Raw genomic sequence first — 18,431 nt, forward strand, 5'->3', positions numbered from 1 at the left:
TGCATCTTGCGTTAAGATGTTAATGATTTTTAAGCCGAATTAGGCTTTGGGAATTTCATTTTCGAGGATTATTCTAAAGATGAACATTTTAGTTTTGGGTAGTGGCGGTCGTGAGCATGCATTGGCGTGGAAAATCGCACAAGACGATCAAGTTACAAAAGTTTTTGTAGCGCCAGGTAATGCAGGTACTGCAACTGAAAATAAATGTGAAAATGTCGCTTTAGACATTCTCGACAACCCTGCGATTATTGATTTTGCCAAAAACAATGCAGTTGAACTGATTATTGTCGGCCCTGAAGCACCGCTTGTAAATGGTGTGGTTGATGCTTGCCGTGAAGCGGATGTAAAAATTTGGGGTCCAACGCAGTTTGCTGCACAGCTTGAAGGCTCTAAGGCTTTTGCCAAGCACTTCCTTAAACGCCACAACATTCCAACAGCTTTCTATGACGTATTTACTGAAGTAGACGCAGCGAAAGCATTTGTTGAGAAAAATGGTGCGCCAATTGTGATCAAGGCTGATGGTCTTGCTGCGGGTAAAGGTGTAATCGTTGCAATGACCAATCAAGAAGCATTCGATGCCATTGATGACATGCTTGCAGGCAACAAGTTTGGTGATGCAGGTTCTCGTGTTGTGATCGAAGAATTCCTTGCAGGTGAAGAAGCATCTTTCATTTGTATGATCGATGGCGACAACATCTTGCCAATGGCGACTTCGCAAGACCATAAGCGTATTTTTGAAGGCGACCAAGGTCCTAACACTGGTGGTATGGGTGCTTACTCACCTGCGCCTGTCGTAACAGCTGAAGTCTTTGAAAAAACCATGAATGAAGTGATGCGTCCTACCGTTGAAGGTATGAAAAAAGACGGTCACGTTTATACTGGTTTCTTATATGCTGGCTTGATGATTGACGACAAAGGTCAACCAAAAGTAATCGAGTTCAACTGTCGTTTTGGCGACCCTGAAACCCAACCGATCATGATGCGTTTAAAATCATCTTTGGTTGATTTGGTTCAAGCAGGTATTGAAGGTAAACTTCCTGCCGAAGCTGAATGGGATGAGCGCAAAACTGTCGGTATCGTTTTAGCGTCTAAAGGCTACCCTGAAACTTCAAGCAATGGCGATGTAATTTCAGGTTTAGACACTGAAATGGCAGATGCGAAAGTCTTCCATGCAGGTACAAAAGCCAATGAAAATGGCGACATCGTAACTGCTGGTGGTCGTGTGCTTTGTGTGACTGCGCTTGGCAATACCATTGGTGAAGCTCAAGTAAAAGCTTTAGAGCTTTGTGAAAAAGTAACATTCGATGGCGTTCAATATCGTAAAGATATTGGTTACCGCGCGATTGCTCGTGAAAATGCTTAATCTGTATTTAGCTTAAATAAAAACCCCGATTCGTTCGGGGTTTTTTGATATATTCGATTAGATATAAAACACATACTTCCTGAAAAATGATAACTAATTTATTTAATCGACCATCTGAAGAAATACAATATATGGGTACGCTATATACGCAAGATTGTTTAGAAGCAATTGGTTTTATTTTGCAAACTCAAAAAGAAATCGAGAAAGCATTACTCCTCTCTTGTGATCAAAAACATGCTTTTTTAATAAAATCCAATAGGAATATTTATATTATTCGTTCAGGTTTTACTTCTGGATATCAAGGTGAAGGACCAAAAGGCTTAGCATCATCCCTACAACTTCTTTTAAAGCATAATATAGAAATCGATGAAATCATCATTTCCGAAAAAATAATGACAAAAGTTAATCATAGTTCATTATCGGACGCTAATATTAAAATGTTTCTAACAACCAAAGTTGTACGACCAACTAACCTATACGAATATATCTATGCAATTTATAAGACTACTGAATACCAAATAAAAAATGATCGATACTACCCAACTCAACTACCTTTTCATTTAATTGATGAACGCATTTTAGATCTTGCTCTTAAATTCAATGATGATCCTAATCGCTCGATTTTTAATGCTTTTATCAGATTAGAAAATATAGTTCAAAAGCGTGTTAATAGTGATAAACATTCATCAGCATTATTTGAATATGCTTTCTGTTCTGAAAATTCTCCATTAATTTGTAAGAGTGAAGATAAAAAAGCATCTCAAGCAACAGCAAGACTCTTCCCTAATATTTATAAGGCTTTCAGAAACGAACATGCTCATAATGAGGTATCAAAATCTCCCCAAACATCGATACGTGAATTTTTACTTATTAATGAGCTTTATTTATTAGAAAGAGAAGCCATCAAAAATGACTTAGGATAGTATGAAAATATACCTCCAAACCCCTCGCCTGATCCTCCGCCAATGGCAAGACTCTGACACTGCACCCTTTATCCAAATGTGTGCAGATGACGAGGTTATGCGCTACTTCCCTAAAAATCTCGATGCGGCGGAGGCAACCGCTTTTCTAGAACGTATCCGCACAGATATCGAAAAACGCGGTTGGGGACTCTTTGCCGTAGAACTGAAAGAAACAGGCGAATTTATCGGGTTTATTGGTCTGAATGTTCATCCACCTGAATTGAAAATTGCCGATGCCCCTGAAATTGGCTGGCGCTTGTTACCGCAATATTGGCATCAAGACTATGCGACTGAAGGCGCCAAAGCAGTACTGAAATATGCCTTTAGAACCCTGCGCCTAGAGAAAGTCATTTCTTTTACTGCCTGCATCAACACGCCATCAGAACGTATCATGCAAAATATTGGCTTAGAAAAAGTGGGAGAATTTGATCATCCGCTTGTACCTGCCGAGCATATCTTGTGTAGACATGTACTTTATGAAAAACAGCGTTCGGATTATCTGCATATTCCCTTCTGTTAAGCTTGCAGGCAGTATGATGAGCTGAGAAAGCCAAGATCAGATTCTGCCTCGCCTAGTGAGCATGAAGGAAAATTTTATCCCGTTAGAGTTTTCTTGATTTCCCAAAAAATCAGATATTTTTCTTATATTTATCTATATGCATTTTTATGCTTAATATCGGCAAAAATATTATAAAGATCATCTTTTCATCGAAATGAATATTTAATTCATTTAAAGTAAAAATAATATATTGTAATTACTAATGTTTTTATAAAACAACTATTCACTTAATTAGATAAACAATCATTTTTTATTCACTATATTGAATAAACAATAATTGCTATGATTGCGCGCATTCAGAGCACCAATTGCGATTATGTCTTTTAAAAATATCTATTTACTCTCTAAATAGCAAAAGTATATGGCATTTGGTGAACTCTAAGCATATCAAACCAATCTGAACTGTTGCAGTACATTTGTATTTTTCTTGTCGGAGTCAAATGCGATCTTGATCTGGTCTGATAAAGAGGTAATAAAACTCCACTTTAACATGACCTTAAAATGCATATACTTTAGGCAACTCGAGAATTAGGATATCTTTATGAAGAAGCTACTTGGCGTTTTACTCAGTGCATCTGTATTGACTTTAACTGCATGCGGAAAACAAGAAGCCCCTGCAACGGATGCAGCACAAAACAAAGACTCAGGTGAACTGCAAACCGTGACCATGGCATCGACTGGTTCAGACGCTGACGTATGGCGTTATATTGCGACCCTACCTGAAACCAAGCAAGCTGGCATCAAGCTGGATGTGAAAAACTTCACTGACTATGTTGCAATGAACAATGCTGTTGCCAATAAAGAAATTGATGTCAACGCATTCCAGTCTTATGCCTATCTGGTGGCTTATAACGATGCCAATACACAAAAGATCGCGCCACTCTCTACGACTTATCTTGAGCCAATGGGGATTTACTCAAGCAAAGTGAAAAAAGTAGAAGACTTTAAAACTGGCGCTACAATTGCCATTCCGAATGACGGCGCAAATGAATCACGCGCACTGTTACTATTGCAATCTGCAGGTCTGGTAAAACTTAAACCAAACTTTGATCTGGTTAAAGGTACGCCTGCTGATATTACTGAAAATGCGAAACAGATCGTGATCAAGCCAATTCAAATGGCAACAGCAGTACGTGTAAAAGACGAAGTCGATGCGATTGTTCTGGGTAATACTCTGGCAATGGAAGGTGGGCTGAACGTATTGAAAGATGCGATTTACTATGAAGCCATTGATCAAAGCACCAAAATGAACGTGAACGTTTTAGCCGTTGCAGCCGATCGTCAAAATGATCCTGTACTTCAAAAAGTTGGCCAGTTGTATCATACTCCTGCTGTGAAAGCCTATGTTGATGAACACTTTGGCGGTACAAAAGTTGCGGTAAACAAACCGGTAACTTATTTGACCGAAGCAAAGTAATACAATAATCAATACTCAAAACAGGCAAGGATAACTTGCCTGTTTTTTTATACGTGATGCAGTATTTGACACTATGATTGAATTTAAAGACATCTCCAAACAGTATGAGCTGAAGGGCCAGACCTTACATGCCCTGAACCGGGTCAACCTGCAGATTCCGACTGGCAGTATCTTTGGCATTATTGGCTATAGTGGTGCGGGTAAAAGCACCCTGATTCGCCTGATTAACCTGCTGGAACGACCAACTTCAGGCCGGGTGATGATTAATGGCACAGATTTTACTGCTTTGGATGCCAAATCATTGCGTCAGGAACGTACCCAGATCGGCATGATTTTCCAGCACTTTAATCTGATGCAGACCAAAACGGTCGCTGCCAATATTGAAATGCCAATGAAGCTGCTCGGGTGGAAAAAATCTGAACGGGAAAAGCGTCTTGAGGAACTACTGGAATTCATTGACCTGAAACATAAACGCAATGCTTTTCCAGACGAACTCTCTGGCGGTCAGAAGCAGCGTGTCGGGATTGCCCGCGCCTTAGCGAATCATCCAAAGATCCTATTATGTGATGAAGCAACCTCAGCACTCGATCCGCAAACGACTAAATCCGTACTGCAACTACTCAAGCGCATTAATCAGGAACAAGGCATTACCATTGTCATGGTCACCCATGAAATGGATGTAATTGAAACTGTGTGTGATTATGTCGCAGTCATGGAAAAAGGTGACGTGATTGAAACAGGCTCTACCCTGCAGATCTTCAGTCAGCCGCAGCATCCAACCACGAAAAACTTTATCCAGACGGTGCTCCAGCAAAACCTGCCCGTAAATATTCTGAATAATCTGGAAAATCAGAATCATCACAGTATTTACTGTTTAAAGTTCTTGGGCAGCTCAGCTCAGGAAACCGTGATTCAAGGCGTCATCAAACAGTTTGATATCAGTTTGAATATCCTGTTTGCCAATATGACTGAAATTAATGGGACTGTAATTGGTCAGATGTTTATTCAGCTTCTCGGTAATTCCACAGAAATTAATGCTGCATTGCAATATCTCAGAGATCACGGTGTACAGGTAGATCAGGCAGGAGTACAGGAATGAGAGAGTTAATTGTACAGTGGCTGACCACGATTACTTCACCTTTCTGGAAAAGCTCGCTGTCGATGGACCAGTTCGTGACCGCACTGCAAGAAACCTTCCATATGGTGTTTTTTGCGATGCTGTTTGGCTGTATCTGGGGTTTTATTCAGGCGATTACTCTATTAGTTACTCGTCCCAACGGAATTCTGCCAAACCGTGTGATTTATCATGGTCTAAATCCGATTGTGAATGCACTGCGCTCCCTGCCGTTCATTATTTTGCTGATTGCAGTCATTCCATTGACAAAATTTCTGGTTGGAACGTCTATTGGCACATGGGCTGCAATTGTGCCACTCACTATTTATGTCGGCCCTTATATTGGCCGTCTGGTAGAAAACTCTCTGCTTGAAGTCAACGAAGGTATTATCGAATCTGCACAAGCCATGGGTGCAACACCGATGCAGATTATTTTTAGATTTATTCTACCGGAAGCGCGTAGCTCGCTAATTCTAAACCTGACCACTGCCACCATTAGCCTGATTGGAGCTACGGCGATGGCGGGTGCTGTCGGTGCTGGCGGTATTGGCGACTTGGCAATCTCCTATGGTTATCAGCGTTTTGATACCTCAGTGGTGATCATGACTGTCATTGTATTATTGATCTTGGTGCAGATTGTACAGAGTGTGGGTGACTGGTTATCCCGACTTCGTTAAGTTAATTCTCTGAGTAAATAAAGCCCTCTTTTTGAGGGTTTTATTTTTTAGGATGTAAAATATTTTCGATATTTAGAATAGAAAAATACTTTGACTCACGTGACGGCGACAAGAAGTCACCTGTTGGTCTGTGGTACAGGGATGTACCATCAGATCCACAACGGGTTTTTGTTACTTTTGATGGGTCAAAAGTAAAAGAAAATATCTACTACCAACTAACTAAATAATCAGCTTAAAAAAATTCAAATTCAAACTCGACCTAAAAGTTAGCCATTTCCCCTCAATTTCAAACTGAAATAATAAATCCCGTGCTAAACTATCGAGTGGTTTTTGCAGGGACTTATTTATGCACTTTGTTCATCTTGGTATTCATACAGAATTTTCGATTACAGAATCCATCGTACGGATACCAGACCTGGTCAAAGCTGCTGCTAATGACGAGATGCCAGCACTCGCGCTAACCGATTTGTCTAATCTGCATGCCGCAGTCAAATTCTATAAAAAATGCCTGGATAAAGGCATTAAACCGATTCTGGGTTCTGAAATCCGCCTGAATGATGCCGAACATCGTGTCACCCTGCTTTCCATGACCAACAAAGGCTGGCGCAACCTGACTGAACTGGTCTCTGAAGGTTATATTAGCGGCCAGCAGCTTGATATTCCTTGTGTACAGAAAGATTGGATCTTAAAGCAGCACGATGACATGATTGTATTGCTGGGTATGCAATCTGATGTTGGCAAAATGCTGATTACCTCAAACCCCGATAAAGCTGAACCTTTACTCCAGGAATGGGTAGAAAAATTTGGTAATCGCGTATATTTAGCGCTTACCCGTACAAGTCGTCCTAATGAAGACCTTTTCATTGAAGAAGCGGTCAAACTCGCCAAAAAATATAATATCGGTGTAGTCGCACATAATGATGTGCACTTTATTGCACGCGAAGATTATGAAGCGCACGAAGCACGTGTCTGTATTGCAGATGGTTATGTGCTGGGTGACAATCGCCGTCCTAAAACCTATAGCCCTGAACAATATTTTAAAAGCTCAACAGAAATGGTAGAGCTTTTTTCGGATATTCCAACCGCGATTGAAAATACCTACCATATTGCAAGACGTTGTAATGTTACCCTACGACTGGGCTTTAATGACCTGCCAGACTATCCGATTCCGGAAGGTCATACCATTGGCAGTTATTTCACCCATTTGTGTGAAGTCGGTCTGGAAGAACGCCTAGACTTTCTGTATCCACCTGAACAACGTGGTGAGGACTGGCCGGAAATCCGTCAACCTTATGATGAACGTCTGGCCTTTGAAATCAAGATTATTCTGGACATGGGATTCCCGGGTTACTTCCTGATCGTAATGGACTTCATTCAATGGTCCAAAGGTAATGGTGTACCAGTGGGTCCGGGCCGTGGTTCAGGTGCCGGTTCTCTTGTAGCTTATAGTTTAAAAATTACTGACCTTGATCCACTCCGTTATGACTTGCTATTCGAACGTTTCTTAAACCCGGAACGTGTTTCGATGCCCGACTTCGACGTCGATTTCTGTATCGCCGGTCGTGACCGCGTGATTGACTATGTAGCACGGACTTATGGCCGCGATGCGGTGTCTCAGATTGCCACCTTCGGTACCATGGCAGCGAAAGGTGCGATTCGAGACGTTGCACGTGTCCTGGGTAAATCCTACGGCCTGGCCGATCGTATTTCCAAAATGATTCCGACCAAGCCTTTAGGCTTAAGCCTGGAAGAATCCTTAGAAGCAGAACCGCAACTGAAAGATGTGGTCACCAATCCATCCAACCCGGATTATGAAGATGCTTCTGAAATCTGGGAAATGGCGCTGAAGCTTGAAGGTATTACCCGGAATACCGGTAAACATGCCGGCGGTGTGGTAATTGCACCGACCAAACTGACTGACTACTCAGCCGTAATGTGTGATGCCGATGGTACTGCACGTGTTGCCCAGTTCGATAAGGACGATGTCGAAGCTGCCGGTTTGGTGAAGTTCGACTTCCTGGGTCTGCGTAATCTGACCGTAATTGAAGACGCGGTTAAAAATATCAATAAACGCATCCAGAGCGATAAACCGCTGGATATTGCTTATATCCCGTTAGATGACAAAGATGCTTATCTGGTCTTTGCTGAAGCCAATACTACGGCGGTCTTCCAGTTTGAATCCGTGGGCATGAAAAAGATGCTGAAAGAAGCACGCCCAAGTAAATTTGAAGAGATTATTGCTTTCGTATCATTATACCGTCCGGGTCCAATGGATCTGATTCCTGACTTTATTCACCGTATGCACGGCGGTGATTTTGAATATCTGCATCCCCTGCTAGAAGGCGTATTAGAGCCGACTTACGGGATTATGGTCTATCAGGAACAGGTCATGCAGGCTGCACAGTTTTGTGCCGGCTATACCCTCGGTGGCGCGGACTTGCTGCGTCGTGCCATGGGTAAGAAAAAGCCTGAGGAAATGGTCAAGCAGCGTAAGATCTTCATTGAAGGTGCTGCGAAAAAAGATATTGATGAAGCTACTGCTAACCATATCTTCGACTATATGGAAAAATTCGCCGGCTATGGTTTTAACAAATCGCATGCGGCAGCTTATGCACTTGTTGCTTACCAGACGGCATGGCTGAAAGCGCATTATCCCGCTGAGTTCCTGGCAGCGGTGATGTCTTCGGAAATGCAGAATACCGATAACGTCGTGTTCCTGATTGATGACTGCCGCAAGAATAATCTGGAAGTATTACCACCATCCGTCAATATGTCGATCTATCAGTTCCATGCTCCCGATGAGAAAACCATTGTCTATGGTCTAGGAGCGATTAAAGGCGTCGGTGAAGCGGCCATGCAGTCAGTGATTGAATCACGTCAAAAAGATGGTCCATATAAAGACCTGTTTGACTTCTGTCACCGTATTGACCTGAAAAAAATCAATAAACGGACTTTAGAAGCCTTGATTCGCGCCGGTGCGTTAGACTGTTTGGGCATCGAGCGTGCCGACCTGATGGCACAGCTCCCTGAAGCAGTGCAGGCTGCAGATCAGGCTCGCCAGAACCGTGAAACCGGTATCATGGACCTGTTTGGTGAAGTTGAGGAAGTTCAGCGTAAACCTGCCAAACCGGTTAAGCCGTGGGCAGATGAAGTTCGCCTCAAAGGTGAAAAAGATACACTTGGTCTGTATCTGACTGGACATCCGATTGATGTCTATCGTAATGAGCTGAAAGCTTTTGTACCGTGTCAGATCAATGAACTGACACCTACCCGTCGTGGTGTCACCACCGTGTTTGCAGGACTAGTCGTGGATATTGCCAACTTCCCGAACCGCATGATGATGACCCTGGATGATGGTACGGCACGGATTGAGATTTCAGCCAATCACGAACGCTTTAACCGCTTTAAAGAAGTCATCCAGCTCGATAAAGTCGTGGTAATCGAAGGTGAAATCTATGAGCGTGAAGGCTTTGACCGTCCGATGGGACGTCTGACCAAAGCCTTTAGCCTGAACGAAATCCGCCAGAAACGTGCCAATAGTATCAAGATTACCCTGCAGGTGGCACATTACAGCAAAACGCTTAGCCGCGACCTGCAACACATTCTGATGCCTTATACCAATGTGGATATGAGCACTCATATTCCCGTGATTTTATATCTGGATTATGACTATGCAAGCACTGAACTGCATCTGGGGTTAAGCTGGAAGGTCGCGCCACTGGATGAACTCTTAGCCAAATTGCGTGACTATTTTGGTAAAGAAGCATTGCACATTGAATATCAGGTCAAGTCCAAAGCTGCCAAAGCCGTGTCTTATGAACAGGCCAAGCCGATAAATGTTCCTGCGCCACCAACTGGCATGAGTATGGACGATGCTCTGGCACAATATGAAGCTGAGTCTCACCCCCAATATTCATAAATCCTGATCTTTAAAAAACCTTAAAATTGGAATCCTCATGAGTCAAATTGACAATGCTGCTGTTTCAGCACATCTCTCCCATGTGCGTATTGTCATGGTTAATACTACCCTGCCTGCCAATATCGGCAGTGCCTTACGTGCCATGAAAACCATGGGCCTATGCAAACTGGTACTGGTCGCTCCAAAAACCTATCCACATCCGGATATTGATGCGCTGGCTGCAGGTGCGACTGATCTGATTGAACAGATTGAAATCGTCGACACACTCGAAGAAGCGATCAAGGATTGCCAGATCGTTTTCGGTACCAGCGCACGTAGCCGTACAATTCCTTGGCCACTTCTGGATGTTCGTCCTGCTGCTGAAAAAGCACTTTCAGCTGTGGTTCAAGAGCAACAGGAAATAGCAATTCTGTTTGGCCGTGAAGACCGTGGTTTGACCAATGAAGAGCTGGCGATGGCCAATTATCACCTCACTATTCCGGTGAATACCGACTACGGCGTATTGAATGTCGCGCAGGCAATACAGGTGATCTGCTATGAACTGCGCATGGCTGCACTGGATCAGGTGGAACATCCGCGTGATCCCAAAGCTACCATGCAGGTCATTGATGGCATTGAAATGGAATGGGATGAGCCGCTGGTAACCCATAAAGAGATGGAGCAGTTTTATCCACATCTGGAAAAAATGCTGGCAGAAATTGAATTTATGGACCCAAAAAATCCAAGATTATTGCCTTTACGCTTGCGTCGTCTCTTTGGACGTATACAATTAGATCGTATGGAATATCATTTACTTCGTGGTATTTTCAGCCGTGTTCAGGCCTTGAATAACGGCACCTGGAAAAAATCTTCAAAAACATCATCACAGGACGAGGATCAAATCTAATGCTGAAACAGCTCAAAGAAGATATACAAGCTGTCTTTGCGCGCGATCCTGCAGCACGCAATACTTTAGAAGTCTTAACGACTTACCCAGGCATACATGCACTGATCATGCATCGCATGGCACATGAGCTATGGAATAAAGACTATAAAGGAACTGCACGTGCGTTGTCTTCGTTCAGCCGTTTTGCTACGGGTATTGAAATCCACCCGGGTGCAAAAATTGGCCGTCGTTTCTTTATTGATCACGGCATGGGTGTCGTGATTGGAGAAACTGCAGAGATTGGCAACGATGTCACCCTGTATCATGGCGTGACTTTGGGTGGAACCACCTGGAATAAAGGCAAACGTCATCCGACTTTAGAAGATGGCGTGGTGGTCGGTGCCGGTGCCAAGATTCTCGGACCATTTACTGTGGGTAAAAATGCCAAGGTTGGTTCTAATGCAGTAGTTACCAAAGCCGTACCTGAAAATGCTACCGCGGTAGGTAACCCGGCACGTTTGATTATCAAAGATAAACCCAAAGATGATGCTGAAGCACGTCGCCGCGACTATGCAGAAAGTATTGGTTTCCAGCCTTATGCAGCCACTGAAGACCAGTCTGACCCAATTCTGGAAGGTATGCGAATTTTGCTGGATCGTATTCAACAAAATGAAAAGCGCATGAACAACTTGTGCAATCGCCTTTCTTTGTTAGATCCGACCTTTAACAAGCAGCAGCAAGATAACCAGCCTTTGAGCAAAAAAGAGTTGGAGATTCTGGAAGAAGCGCGTCGTGAATGTGAAGCGCAGACCAGCCAATCCAAAGCCTGAATCTAGCTTTAGTTCTGTAACACAGGTTTACTTGCATGACCGTTATAGTTTTCATAGACTGACAGTCATGCTATTTATGTACTTGGCTGTTTTTAAAAAATAACAGAATGGACGAATATTATGACCTTTAAGCCCTTGGCACTTGCTTGCTTAACACTCAGCATTGCGGCGTGTTCAACTATGCCCCAAAAACAGTCTGCATCAAAACAATCGGAAGAATTTGTTTTTGTTGAACCGGCTATTACTCCTCCATTTTATGCATTAAATCCTTTTAATTATAATGAACCGCCTCTCTTTGAAGTGCATTTGCAAAAAGCTGCAGCCCAACCTGTAACCAAGATGGTGGTGACAGACCCGAATGATCCATCCAAGCAGTTGACGCTAGATGTCAATAAACTGATTATTCCGACGGTGGACAGCAATACCCGGACTATGCGTTATGCTGCGCTGGCAAATGACAATGAAATCGATATCACTGAAATCGATGATTTCCTGCAAATGGTCGAAGGCAAGGCACGCCATTATCCACCACGTTTCAGTGATCGTCAGGAACGCCGTGGTTTTGAAGCCAAACTGCGTGACGTCAGCCAGCAGCTGGATACTCTAGCCGCCCGTCCAAATGCTTCTTTTGATATTTTGTTACGTGCTTTTAAAGCCAGCGTGATGGGACGCAATCTGGATCTGGGTTCAATTTATACAACCAAGTCCCTGACCTACGCACAACGCATTCTGCGAGTGAATCCAGATGATCCTGAAGTCAACTTCTGGTTCGGATTTGGCCTGTCTGAAGGTGGCGGTCAACGTGAAGCGATTCCATATCTGGATAAAGCCATGAAAGCAGGCGTTCAGGAAGCCTATCTTTCTGCAACCAATAACTATATTGCCTTAGAGCATAAGAAAAATGCCATTCAGACCTTAAGCAACTATAAGACCAAATATCCACAAGAAGCTGAAGTAGCCGACCGTTTGATTCAGGAAATTGAAAATAATGGTCGCTGGAATGTATGGCAAGTCATGCAGACCTCCGCAGCAGCGCCGGCAAATCCTGGTTCAACACCAGCCCCTGCTACACCTTAATCAACACTTCTGTTTTCTGATTACAAATAGACTGCTACGGCGGTCTATTTTTATGAGAAAAAATTAGTAAAATACAAAACATTACTCCGCTTTACAGCCTGATTTAGTGAAAAGTTTTTATGCCTCAGAAAATTAATAAAAGATTAATACTTTGCACTTTACTCATCACCAGCGTACTCAGCGGCTGTCAGGTGGTCAGTGTTAAGGAACAGGCCGTTAATGTCACACTCAACAATGAACGTGACAGTATATTGACCCGTGACAAGCTCAGCGAAGCCAGCCTGAATGTATTGTCCATGACTGGACGTGAAGCACAGATCTGTGTTGAACAGCCTGAAGAATGTGTGAATGACCTTAAAGATATTCCTCAGATTTTAGATGAACAATTACTTTCTACAGCAAGTGAACTATATCTGGCGAATGCCTTGCAAAATGCCAAGTCAGCCGAGTGTAATACCAGTGTTCTGAGCAAAACCCGGTCACAGGAAAAACAGCAGCTGCAAAAACAGAATATCCAGAAATGTCTGGATCAGCAGCTAACCATGCTGGATAAAAGCATTCGTTATAGCTATGCCTATCTGTTCAAAACTGAGCGCGCACCACAAGACCGTATTTTTGATAACCGCCAGGTCCAGATCCGTGATTTTTATAACCTGGCAATTGCCCATCTGATTCAGCGCTATGCTGAACGTTATGAAACCAAACGTTCCGGCCAAAGAATTCAAGTCGGCGACAGTATCTACACCCTTGATCTGGAAAATTTTCCGCAGCTGAAAAACCAGACTATTGAACAGCTCATGTCTACCTATAACATGAACTTTTCAGGCTTGCGTTCCATTACCCGTCGTGATGGTTTTGGTTCAGAATTTTTAGTGGTTTTACCAGAAGAACAGCAGTCTGAGCAGGATAAAAAATATATTGCCGATCCGCTCAAGCACAAATACCCTAATGGCATAAATCCCAATATTCATTCAGCGCGATATCTGGCCACGACTATCACTGCGGTACCCAAATCAGCAAATTCGACTGAACAGATTTTATCTACCTCGGAATTTTACCTGAAACTACATGATCCTTATAAACATGAAAAGATAAAGGTTGCTTCAAAAGAATATGCGCTGGCTGCCAACTTTTCAGCGCCCTACGGTTTATGGCTAGCCGAAAACAATCTGGGGCGTTTAGCCTATCTGACCCTGATTAATCGCGAAGACAGTCTGAGCATGCCACACCTGTACATGCTGGAACCGTATAATCCGAACAAGAAAGTGCTGGTATTGATTCATGGCCTGGCCAGCAGTCCTGAAGCCTGGATTCGTCTGACCAATGATATTATGGGTGATCCGGTATTAAGGGAAAATTTCCAGGTCTGGCAGGTATTTTATTCAACCAATATGCCGATTCTGGAAAGCCGTTTTCAAATTAATGCACTGGTTCAGCAAAGCTTTGCCCAGGTCGCGAACAATGCTCCAGCCAAAAAAGATGCGGTACTGGTCGGACATAGCATGGGAGGTGTGATTGCCCGTTTAATGGTCAGTCAGGCCGATATTACCCAAGATGCATTTAAGCTGGTACAAAATACCCGCATTGCACAGTTTAAGGATAATCCGTTATTTAAAGCCCGCCTGCAAATGCAGCCTATTCCGAACTTTAGTCGGGCCATTTTCCTGGCAACCCCACATCGTGGAACGGAATATGCCGATCGCTGGCATACCAAACTGGCCCGTAAAATTATCCGGATACCGGGTGCATTTTTGGGTGCCTTTGCCGATACCCTGCAAGGTGAGATCGGGTTAAAGGAGTTTGTTAAAGAACTGGGGCATGACCTGATTCAAAATGGTCCGAGCGATCTCAGTGAAAATTCAAAATTTACTGCATTAACTGAGGATATTCAGCCTTCTAAAAATATCAAATTTCATTCTATTATCGGCAATACCGTAGATACGCAAGATACCAAGCTCATGAGCGATGATATTGTTTCATATGAGAGTGCTTATCTAAATGGTGCTGTATCCAACAAGGTCATTAAGGGCGGCCACTCGATTCAGGAAACGCCTGAAGCCGTGCTGGAATTGCGCCGGATTCTCAGATTACATCTCTCAGACCTCGGTCTTTATGATCCAGAATAAATTATCCTCTTGATTTATCTTAACCACCGCATGTTCGCATCCGGTGGTTAATTTTTTAAAAAAATACAGATGGGATATATAAAAACTCATCGCGACAGATCGGGGGCGCTAACTGCAACATTCCCTTAGAATTTCCTTTCTTTCTAAAAATTAAATTTGATAGACTTGCTACAATATAACTTGAAGCTGAATTGAATCAGCAGATTCATTTCACATTTTCGGTCTCTTGCACTCCACCATATGAGACGGGTCTGACTGAAAATCTGCTTTAAATTTTCCTGCATAGCCTATTGCACAGTATTTGCATTTATCTCTTGTTGAAAGGATTTATTTTTAATGACCAGTTCAGAAATTATGGCTGATCTTTCTACCTTAACGCCCATGATGCAGCAATACATGTCAGTAAAAATGCAGCATCCGCACTCATTGATGTTCTATCGTATGGGTGATTTTTATGAACTGTTCTTTGAAGATGCACACAAGGCAGCCAAGATTTTAGGCATCACCCTGACCCATCGCGGTAAAGCCAATGGTCAGCCGATTCCTATGGCGGGTGTGCCTTATCATGCAGCCGAGGGCTATCTGGCACGTCTGGTCAAAAAAGGCGAAACCGTGGTGATCTGCGAGCAGATCGGCGAGGTTACTGGGAAAGGACCGGTTGAGCGTGGTGTAGTTCGGATTATTACGCCTGGCACTCTGACTGATGATGCCATGCTCAGTGCACATCAGAGCTCGAATCTGGTGGCTTTATGTATTCAGCAGAATCAGATTGGTATTGCACTTCTCGATCTCAGCGCTGGCTTATTTAAAGTCCAGCAGCAAGATTATGATATTAATCAGCTCATGATTGAACTGGCGCGTTTGATGCCAAGCGAAATTCTGCTGGATGAAAATATCGCTGATCCGACATTGACCGAACAACTCAAACAACAACTGGATATCTCGGTCACCAAACGTCCCGATGTCGACTTCAACCTGAACAATGCGCAAAAAACCTTATGCGACCAGTTTGCCGTCAGCACGCTTTCAGGTTTCGGGATTGATCATTTACCTTTGGCCAAAGCAGCCGCTGCAGCTTTAATACATTATGCCAAAGAAACCCAGAAAACGGCATTACCGCATATCCGCACGATTCAGCTAGAACAGAGTTCAGATTTTATTGCGCTGGATCCAGTGACACGCCGCAATCTGGAGCTGATTGAACCTTTATTTGAACATGGTACTTCGCTATTCCAACTGATCAATGATTGCCAGACTGCCATGGGTGGACGCCTGCTTAGTCGCACCCTGATGCAACCTTTACGCGATACCGCACTGCTGGATGAGCGCCTGGATGCCATTCAAGCCTTACTTCAAGGTTTCCACGAAGTGCCTGTACGTTTGGTCCTTAAAGAGATTAGCGATATTGAACGTGTGCTGAGCCGTATTGCACTTGGCAGTGCCCGTCCACGTGATCTGGTACAACTGCGTCAAGCCTGTGCGCAAATTCCATTTTTACGCCATGCCCTGCAGCCGATTGTCAGTCAGCAGCAATCTGGGCTATTAGAACAGCTCAATGAAGAACTCGGCGACTTCCATGGTCTACATCAACGCCTGATGTCAGCTATTGTTGAAAATCCACCCGTCCTGCTGCGTGACGGGAATGTGATTGCAGAAGGTTTTGACAGTGAACTGGATGAATTGCGACAGATTCGCGATCATGCCAGTCAGTTCCTGATTGATCTGGAAATCAAGGAACGTGAACAGAGCGGCATTCCCACCCTAAAAATCGGCTATAACCGCGTTAGTGGCTATTATATTGAGTTAACCCGCGCGCAGGCTGCACAAGCACCCGAGCATTATATCCGCCGGCAAACCCTGAAAAATGCAGAACGTTATATCACGCCTGAACTGAAAGCCTTTGAAGATAAAGTCTTATCCAGTGAATCACGTGCTTTGGCCCGTGAAAAAATGCTGTTTGAAATGCTGCTGGATGAGTTACGACAGGATATTGGCAATCTACAGATGATGAGCAGCGCCATTGCTCAGATTGATCTGATTGCGAATTTTGCCCATCAGGCACGTTTACGCAACTGGTCGCGTCCAAAATTCAGTCCTGAAGTTGGTGTAAGTATCACTGCCGGACGACATCCGGTGGTAGAGTCCCTGAGTAAAACAGCCTTTACCCCAAACGATACCCGACTGGATTTTGCCCATCGGATGGCCATCATTACCGGTCCCAATATGGGGGGTAAATCCACATTTATGCGCCAAACTGCATTAATCGTACTACTGGCTTATTGTGGTGCCTATGTTCCAGCGCAAGCTGCAACTTTAGGTCCGGTTGACCGTGTCTTCACCCGGATTGGTTCTGCCGATGATTTATCGACAGGCAAATCCACCTTTATGGTGGAAATGACCGAAACTTCGCAAATCCTGCATCATGCTACCAGTCAGTCTTTGGTACTGATGGATGAGGTTGGTCGTGGAACCAGTACCTATGATGGTTTGTCACTGGCCTGGGCCTGTGTGCTGGATCTGACCAAACGCATTCAATGTCTATGTCTGTTCGCAACGCATTATTTCGAACTGACCGAACTGGGCAAGGAACCGGGAATTGATAACTACCATGTCACCGCCAAAGAGTTGAATGGTAACCTGATTCTGCTGCATAAGGTACAGCCTGGACCAGCCAGCCAGAGTCATGGCTTGCAGGTCGCCAAACTGGCAGGTATTCCAGCTGCAGTGATTAAAGAAGCACAAAACCGCTTGAAGATTCTGGAAAAGCAGCATCAGGTCAAACCTCGGAGTCCACAGCATGACCTGTTTGCGATGCCCGACATCATTGAGCCTGTAGAACGAATCATCGAAATTGAGAAAGAGTCGCCTGCACTGGACTTGCTTGAAGATATTGATGTGGATAGCTTGAGTCCGCGTGAAGCTTTGCAGCAGTTATATGCACTCAAAGATCTGCTCAAACAGCCAAGTTAATTCTTGACCCTAGACCTCATCTGGCATGGGGTGAATGTGCTAAGAATACCGATGAGAGACACAATTCATCGGTATTCTCCCTTTTTTCAAATTTAACAGCCCTATATATAACAAATATCAATAAAAGGAATTGTTAGTTCCCCCTGTTTTTGCCTAAAATACAGTATTCGTAATTAGAACCATATTGTTTAGGTAGCTGTCGCCATGACCTTCGTTGTCACTGAAAATTGTATTAAATGTAAATATCAAGACTGTGTAGAAGTTTGCCCTGTAGACTGTTTCTATGAAGGTCCTAACTTCCTCGTAATTAACCCGGACGAATGTATCGACTGTGCGTTATGCGAACCTGAATGTCCGGCAAATGCAATTTTCTCTGAAGATGAATTACCTGAAGGTCAGGAAGTCTTTATTGAACTAAATGCTGAACTGTCGCAAAAGTGGCCAAACATTACACAAATTGGTGAGCAACCAGCCGACCGTGAAGAATGGAATGGCAAACCAGATAAATTGCAATATCTTGAAAAGTAATTATTTTAAATTTAAAAGATCAGC

Annotated in this window: 13 protein-coding genes; all 13 read left to right on the top strand. The window is 43.6% G+C overall.

Annotated features, from left to right (window positions below):
* Window positions 1-79 precede the first annotated feature (79 nt).
* The 13 genes from purD (at window position 80) to fdxA (ending at window position 18,407) form a co-directional block, all read left to right on the top strand.
* Window positions 80-1,363, top strand: a complete 1,284-nt coding sequence (purD, locus tag VXQ11_RS03890) for a phosphoribosylamine--glycine ligase (RefSeq protein ID WP_416705478.1) — start codon at window positions 80-82, stop codon at window positions 1,361-1,363.
* Between the two features lie 131 nt (window positions 1,364-1,494).
* Complete coding sequence (locus VXQ11_RS03895; protein WP_171486356.1) at window positions 1,495-2,286, top strand: TIGR02391 family protein; 792 nt, start codon at window positions 1,495-1,497, stop codon at window positions 2,284-2,286.
* Between the two features lies 1 nt (window position 2,287).
* Window positions 2,288-2,845, top strand: coding sequence for a GNAT family N-acetyltransferase (locus VXQ11_RS03900; protein WP_144723942.1), 558 nt, complete (start codon window positions 2,288-2,290; stop codon window positions 2,843-2,845).
* Window positions 2,846-3,425: 580 nt separating this feature from the next.
* A complete protein-coding gene (locus tag VXQ11_RS03905) occupies window positions 3,426-4,301 on the top strand; it encodes a MetQ/NlpA family ABC transporter substrate-binding protein (RefSeq protein ID WP_064095983.1) in 876 nt (291 codons plus the stop codon).
* A 73-nt stretch (window positions 4,302-4,374) separates the two neighbouring features.
* A complete protein-coding gene (locus tag VXQ11_RS03910) occupies window positions 4,375-5,400 on the top strand; it encodes a methionine ABC transporter ATP-binding protein (RefSeq protein WP_064095982.1) in 1,026 nt (341 codons plus the stop codon).
* Window positions 5,397-6,092: a methionine ABC transporter permease gene (locus VXQ11_RS03915; RefSeq protein WP_064095981.1), complete on the top strand. Its 696-nt coding sequence runs from the start codon at window positions 5,397-5,399 to the stop codon at window positions 6,090-6,092. The genes VXQ11_RS03910 and VXQ11_RS03915 overlap by 4 nt, the downstream gene beginning before the upstream one ends.
* A gap of 346 nt (window positions 6,093-6,438) precedes the next feature.
* Complete coding sequence (gene dnaE, locus VXQ11_RS03920) at window positions 6,439-10,011, top strand: DNA polymerase III subunit alpha (RefSeq protein ID WP_416705479.1); 3,573 nt, start codon at window positions 6,439-6,441, stop codon at window positions 10,009-10,011.
* Between the two features lie 37 nt (window positions 10,012-10,048).
* Window positions 10,049-10,897: an RNA methyltransferase gene (locus VXQ11_RS03925; protein WP_064102026.1), complete on the top strand. Its 849-nt coding sequence runs from the start codon at window positions 10,049-10,051 to the stop codon at window positions 10,895-10,897.
* Window positions 10,897-11,706, top strand: coding sequence for a serine O-acetyltransferase (cysE, locus tag VXQ11_RS03930; RefSeq protein WP_064102025.1), 810 nt, complete (start codon window positions 10,897-10,899; stop codon window positions 11,704-11,706). The genes VXQ11_RS03925 and cysE overlap by 1 nt, the downstream gene beginning before the upstream one ends.
* Window positions 11,707-11,826: 120 nt before the next feature.
* Window positions 11,827-12,783 carry an ABUW_2363 family tetratricopeptide repeat lipoprotein gene (locus tag VXQ11_RS03935; RefSeq protein ID WP_416705480.1) on the top strand — a complete coding sequence of 319 codons (957 nt, stop codon included), beginning with the start codon at window positions 11,827-11,829 and terminating at the stop codon, window positions 12,781-12,783.
* A gap of 119 nt (window positions 12,784-12,902) precedes the next feature.
* Window positions 12,903-14,909 (top strand): esterase/lipase family protein, encoded by a 2,007-nt coding sequence (locus VXQ11_RS03940; RefSeq protein WP_416705481.1) that lies wholly within the window; start codon window positions 12,903-12,905, stop codon window positions 14,907-14,909.
* 336 nt (window positions 14,910-15,245) lie between these two features.
* Entirely contained in the window at window positions 15,246-17,879 is a 2,634-nt protein-coding gene (mutS, locus tag VXQ11_RS03945; RefSeq protein WP_416705482.1) for a DNA mismatch repair protein MutS, read from the top strand.
* Window positions 17,880-18,083: 204 nt separating this feature from the next.
* Window positions 18,084-18,407 (top strand): ferredoxin FdxA, encoded by a 324-nt coding sequence (gene fdxA / locus VXQ11_RS03950; protein ID WP_000144889.1) that lies wholly within the window; start codon window positions 18,084-18,086, stop codon window positions 18,405-18,407.
* Window positions 18,408-18,431: the final 24 nt, after the last annotated feature.

Source organism: Acinetobacter sp. 197 (genome assembly GCF_048148385.1).
GTDB classification, from domain to species: domain Bacteria; phylum Pseudomonadota; class Gammaproteobacteria; order Pseudomonadales; family Moraxellaceae; genus Acinetobacter; species Acinetobacter pecorum.

Bases quoted from the DNA above. Each gene is read 5' to 3' on its own strand.
- dnaE (WP_416705479.1), top strand. From the start codon at position 6,439: ATGCACTTTGTTCATCTTGGTATTCATACAGAATTTTCGATTACAGAA.
- VXQ11_RS03935 (WP_416705480.1), top strand. From the start codon at position 11,827: ATGACCTTTAAGCCCTTGGCACTTGCTTGCTTAACACTCAGCATTGCG.
- cysE (WP_064102025.1), top strand. From the start codon at position 10,897: ATGCTGAAACAGCTCAAAGAAGATATACAAGCTGTCTTTGCGCGCGAT.
- mutS (WP_416705482.1), top strand. From the start codon at position 15,246: ATGACCAGTTCAGAAATTATGGCTGATCTTTCTACCTTAACGCCCATG.
- VXQ11_RS03925 (WP_064102026.1), top strand. From the start codon at position 10,049: ATGAGTCAAATTGACAATGCTGCTGTTTCAGCACATCTCTCCCATGTG.
- purD (WP_416705478.1), top strand. From the start codon at position 80: ATGAACATTTTAGTTTTGGGTAGTGGCGGTCGTGAGCATGCATTGGCG.
- VXQ11_RS03910 (WP_064095982.1), top strand. From the start codon at position 4,375: ATGATTGAATTTAAAGACATCTCCAAACAGTATGAGCTGAAGGGCCAG.
- VXQ11_RS03900 (WP_144723942.1), top strand. From the start codon at position 2,288: ATGAAAATATACCTCCAAACCCCTCGCCTGATCCTCCGCCAATGGCAA.
- VXQ11_RS03940 (WP_416705481.1), top strand. From the start codon at position 12,903: ATGCCTCAGAAAATTAATAAAAGATTAATACTTTGCACTTTACTCATC.
- VXQ11_RS03895 (WP_171486356.1), top strand. From the start codon at position 1,495: ATGGGTACGCTATATACGCAAGATTGTTTAGAAGCAATTGGTTTTATT.
- VXQ11_RS03915 (WP_064095981.1), top strand. From the start codon at position 5,397: ATGAGAGAGTTAATTGTACAGTGGCTGACCACGATTACTTCACCTTTC.
- fdxA (WP_000144889.1), top strand. From the start codon at position 18,084: ATGACCTTCGTTGTCACTGAAAATTGTATTAAATGTAAATATCAAGAC.
- VXQ11_RS03905 (WP_064095983.1), top strand. From the start codon at position 3,426: ATGAAGAAGCTACTTGGCGTTTTACTCAGTGCATCTGTATTGACTTTA.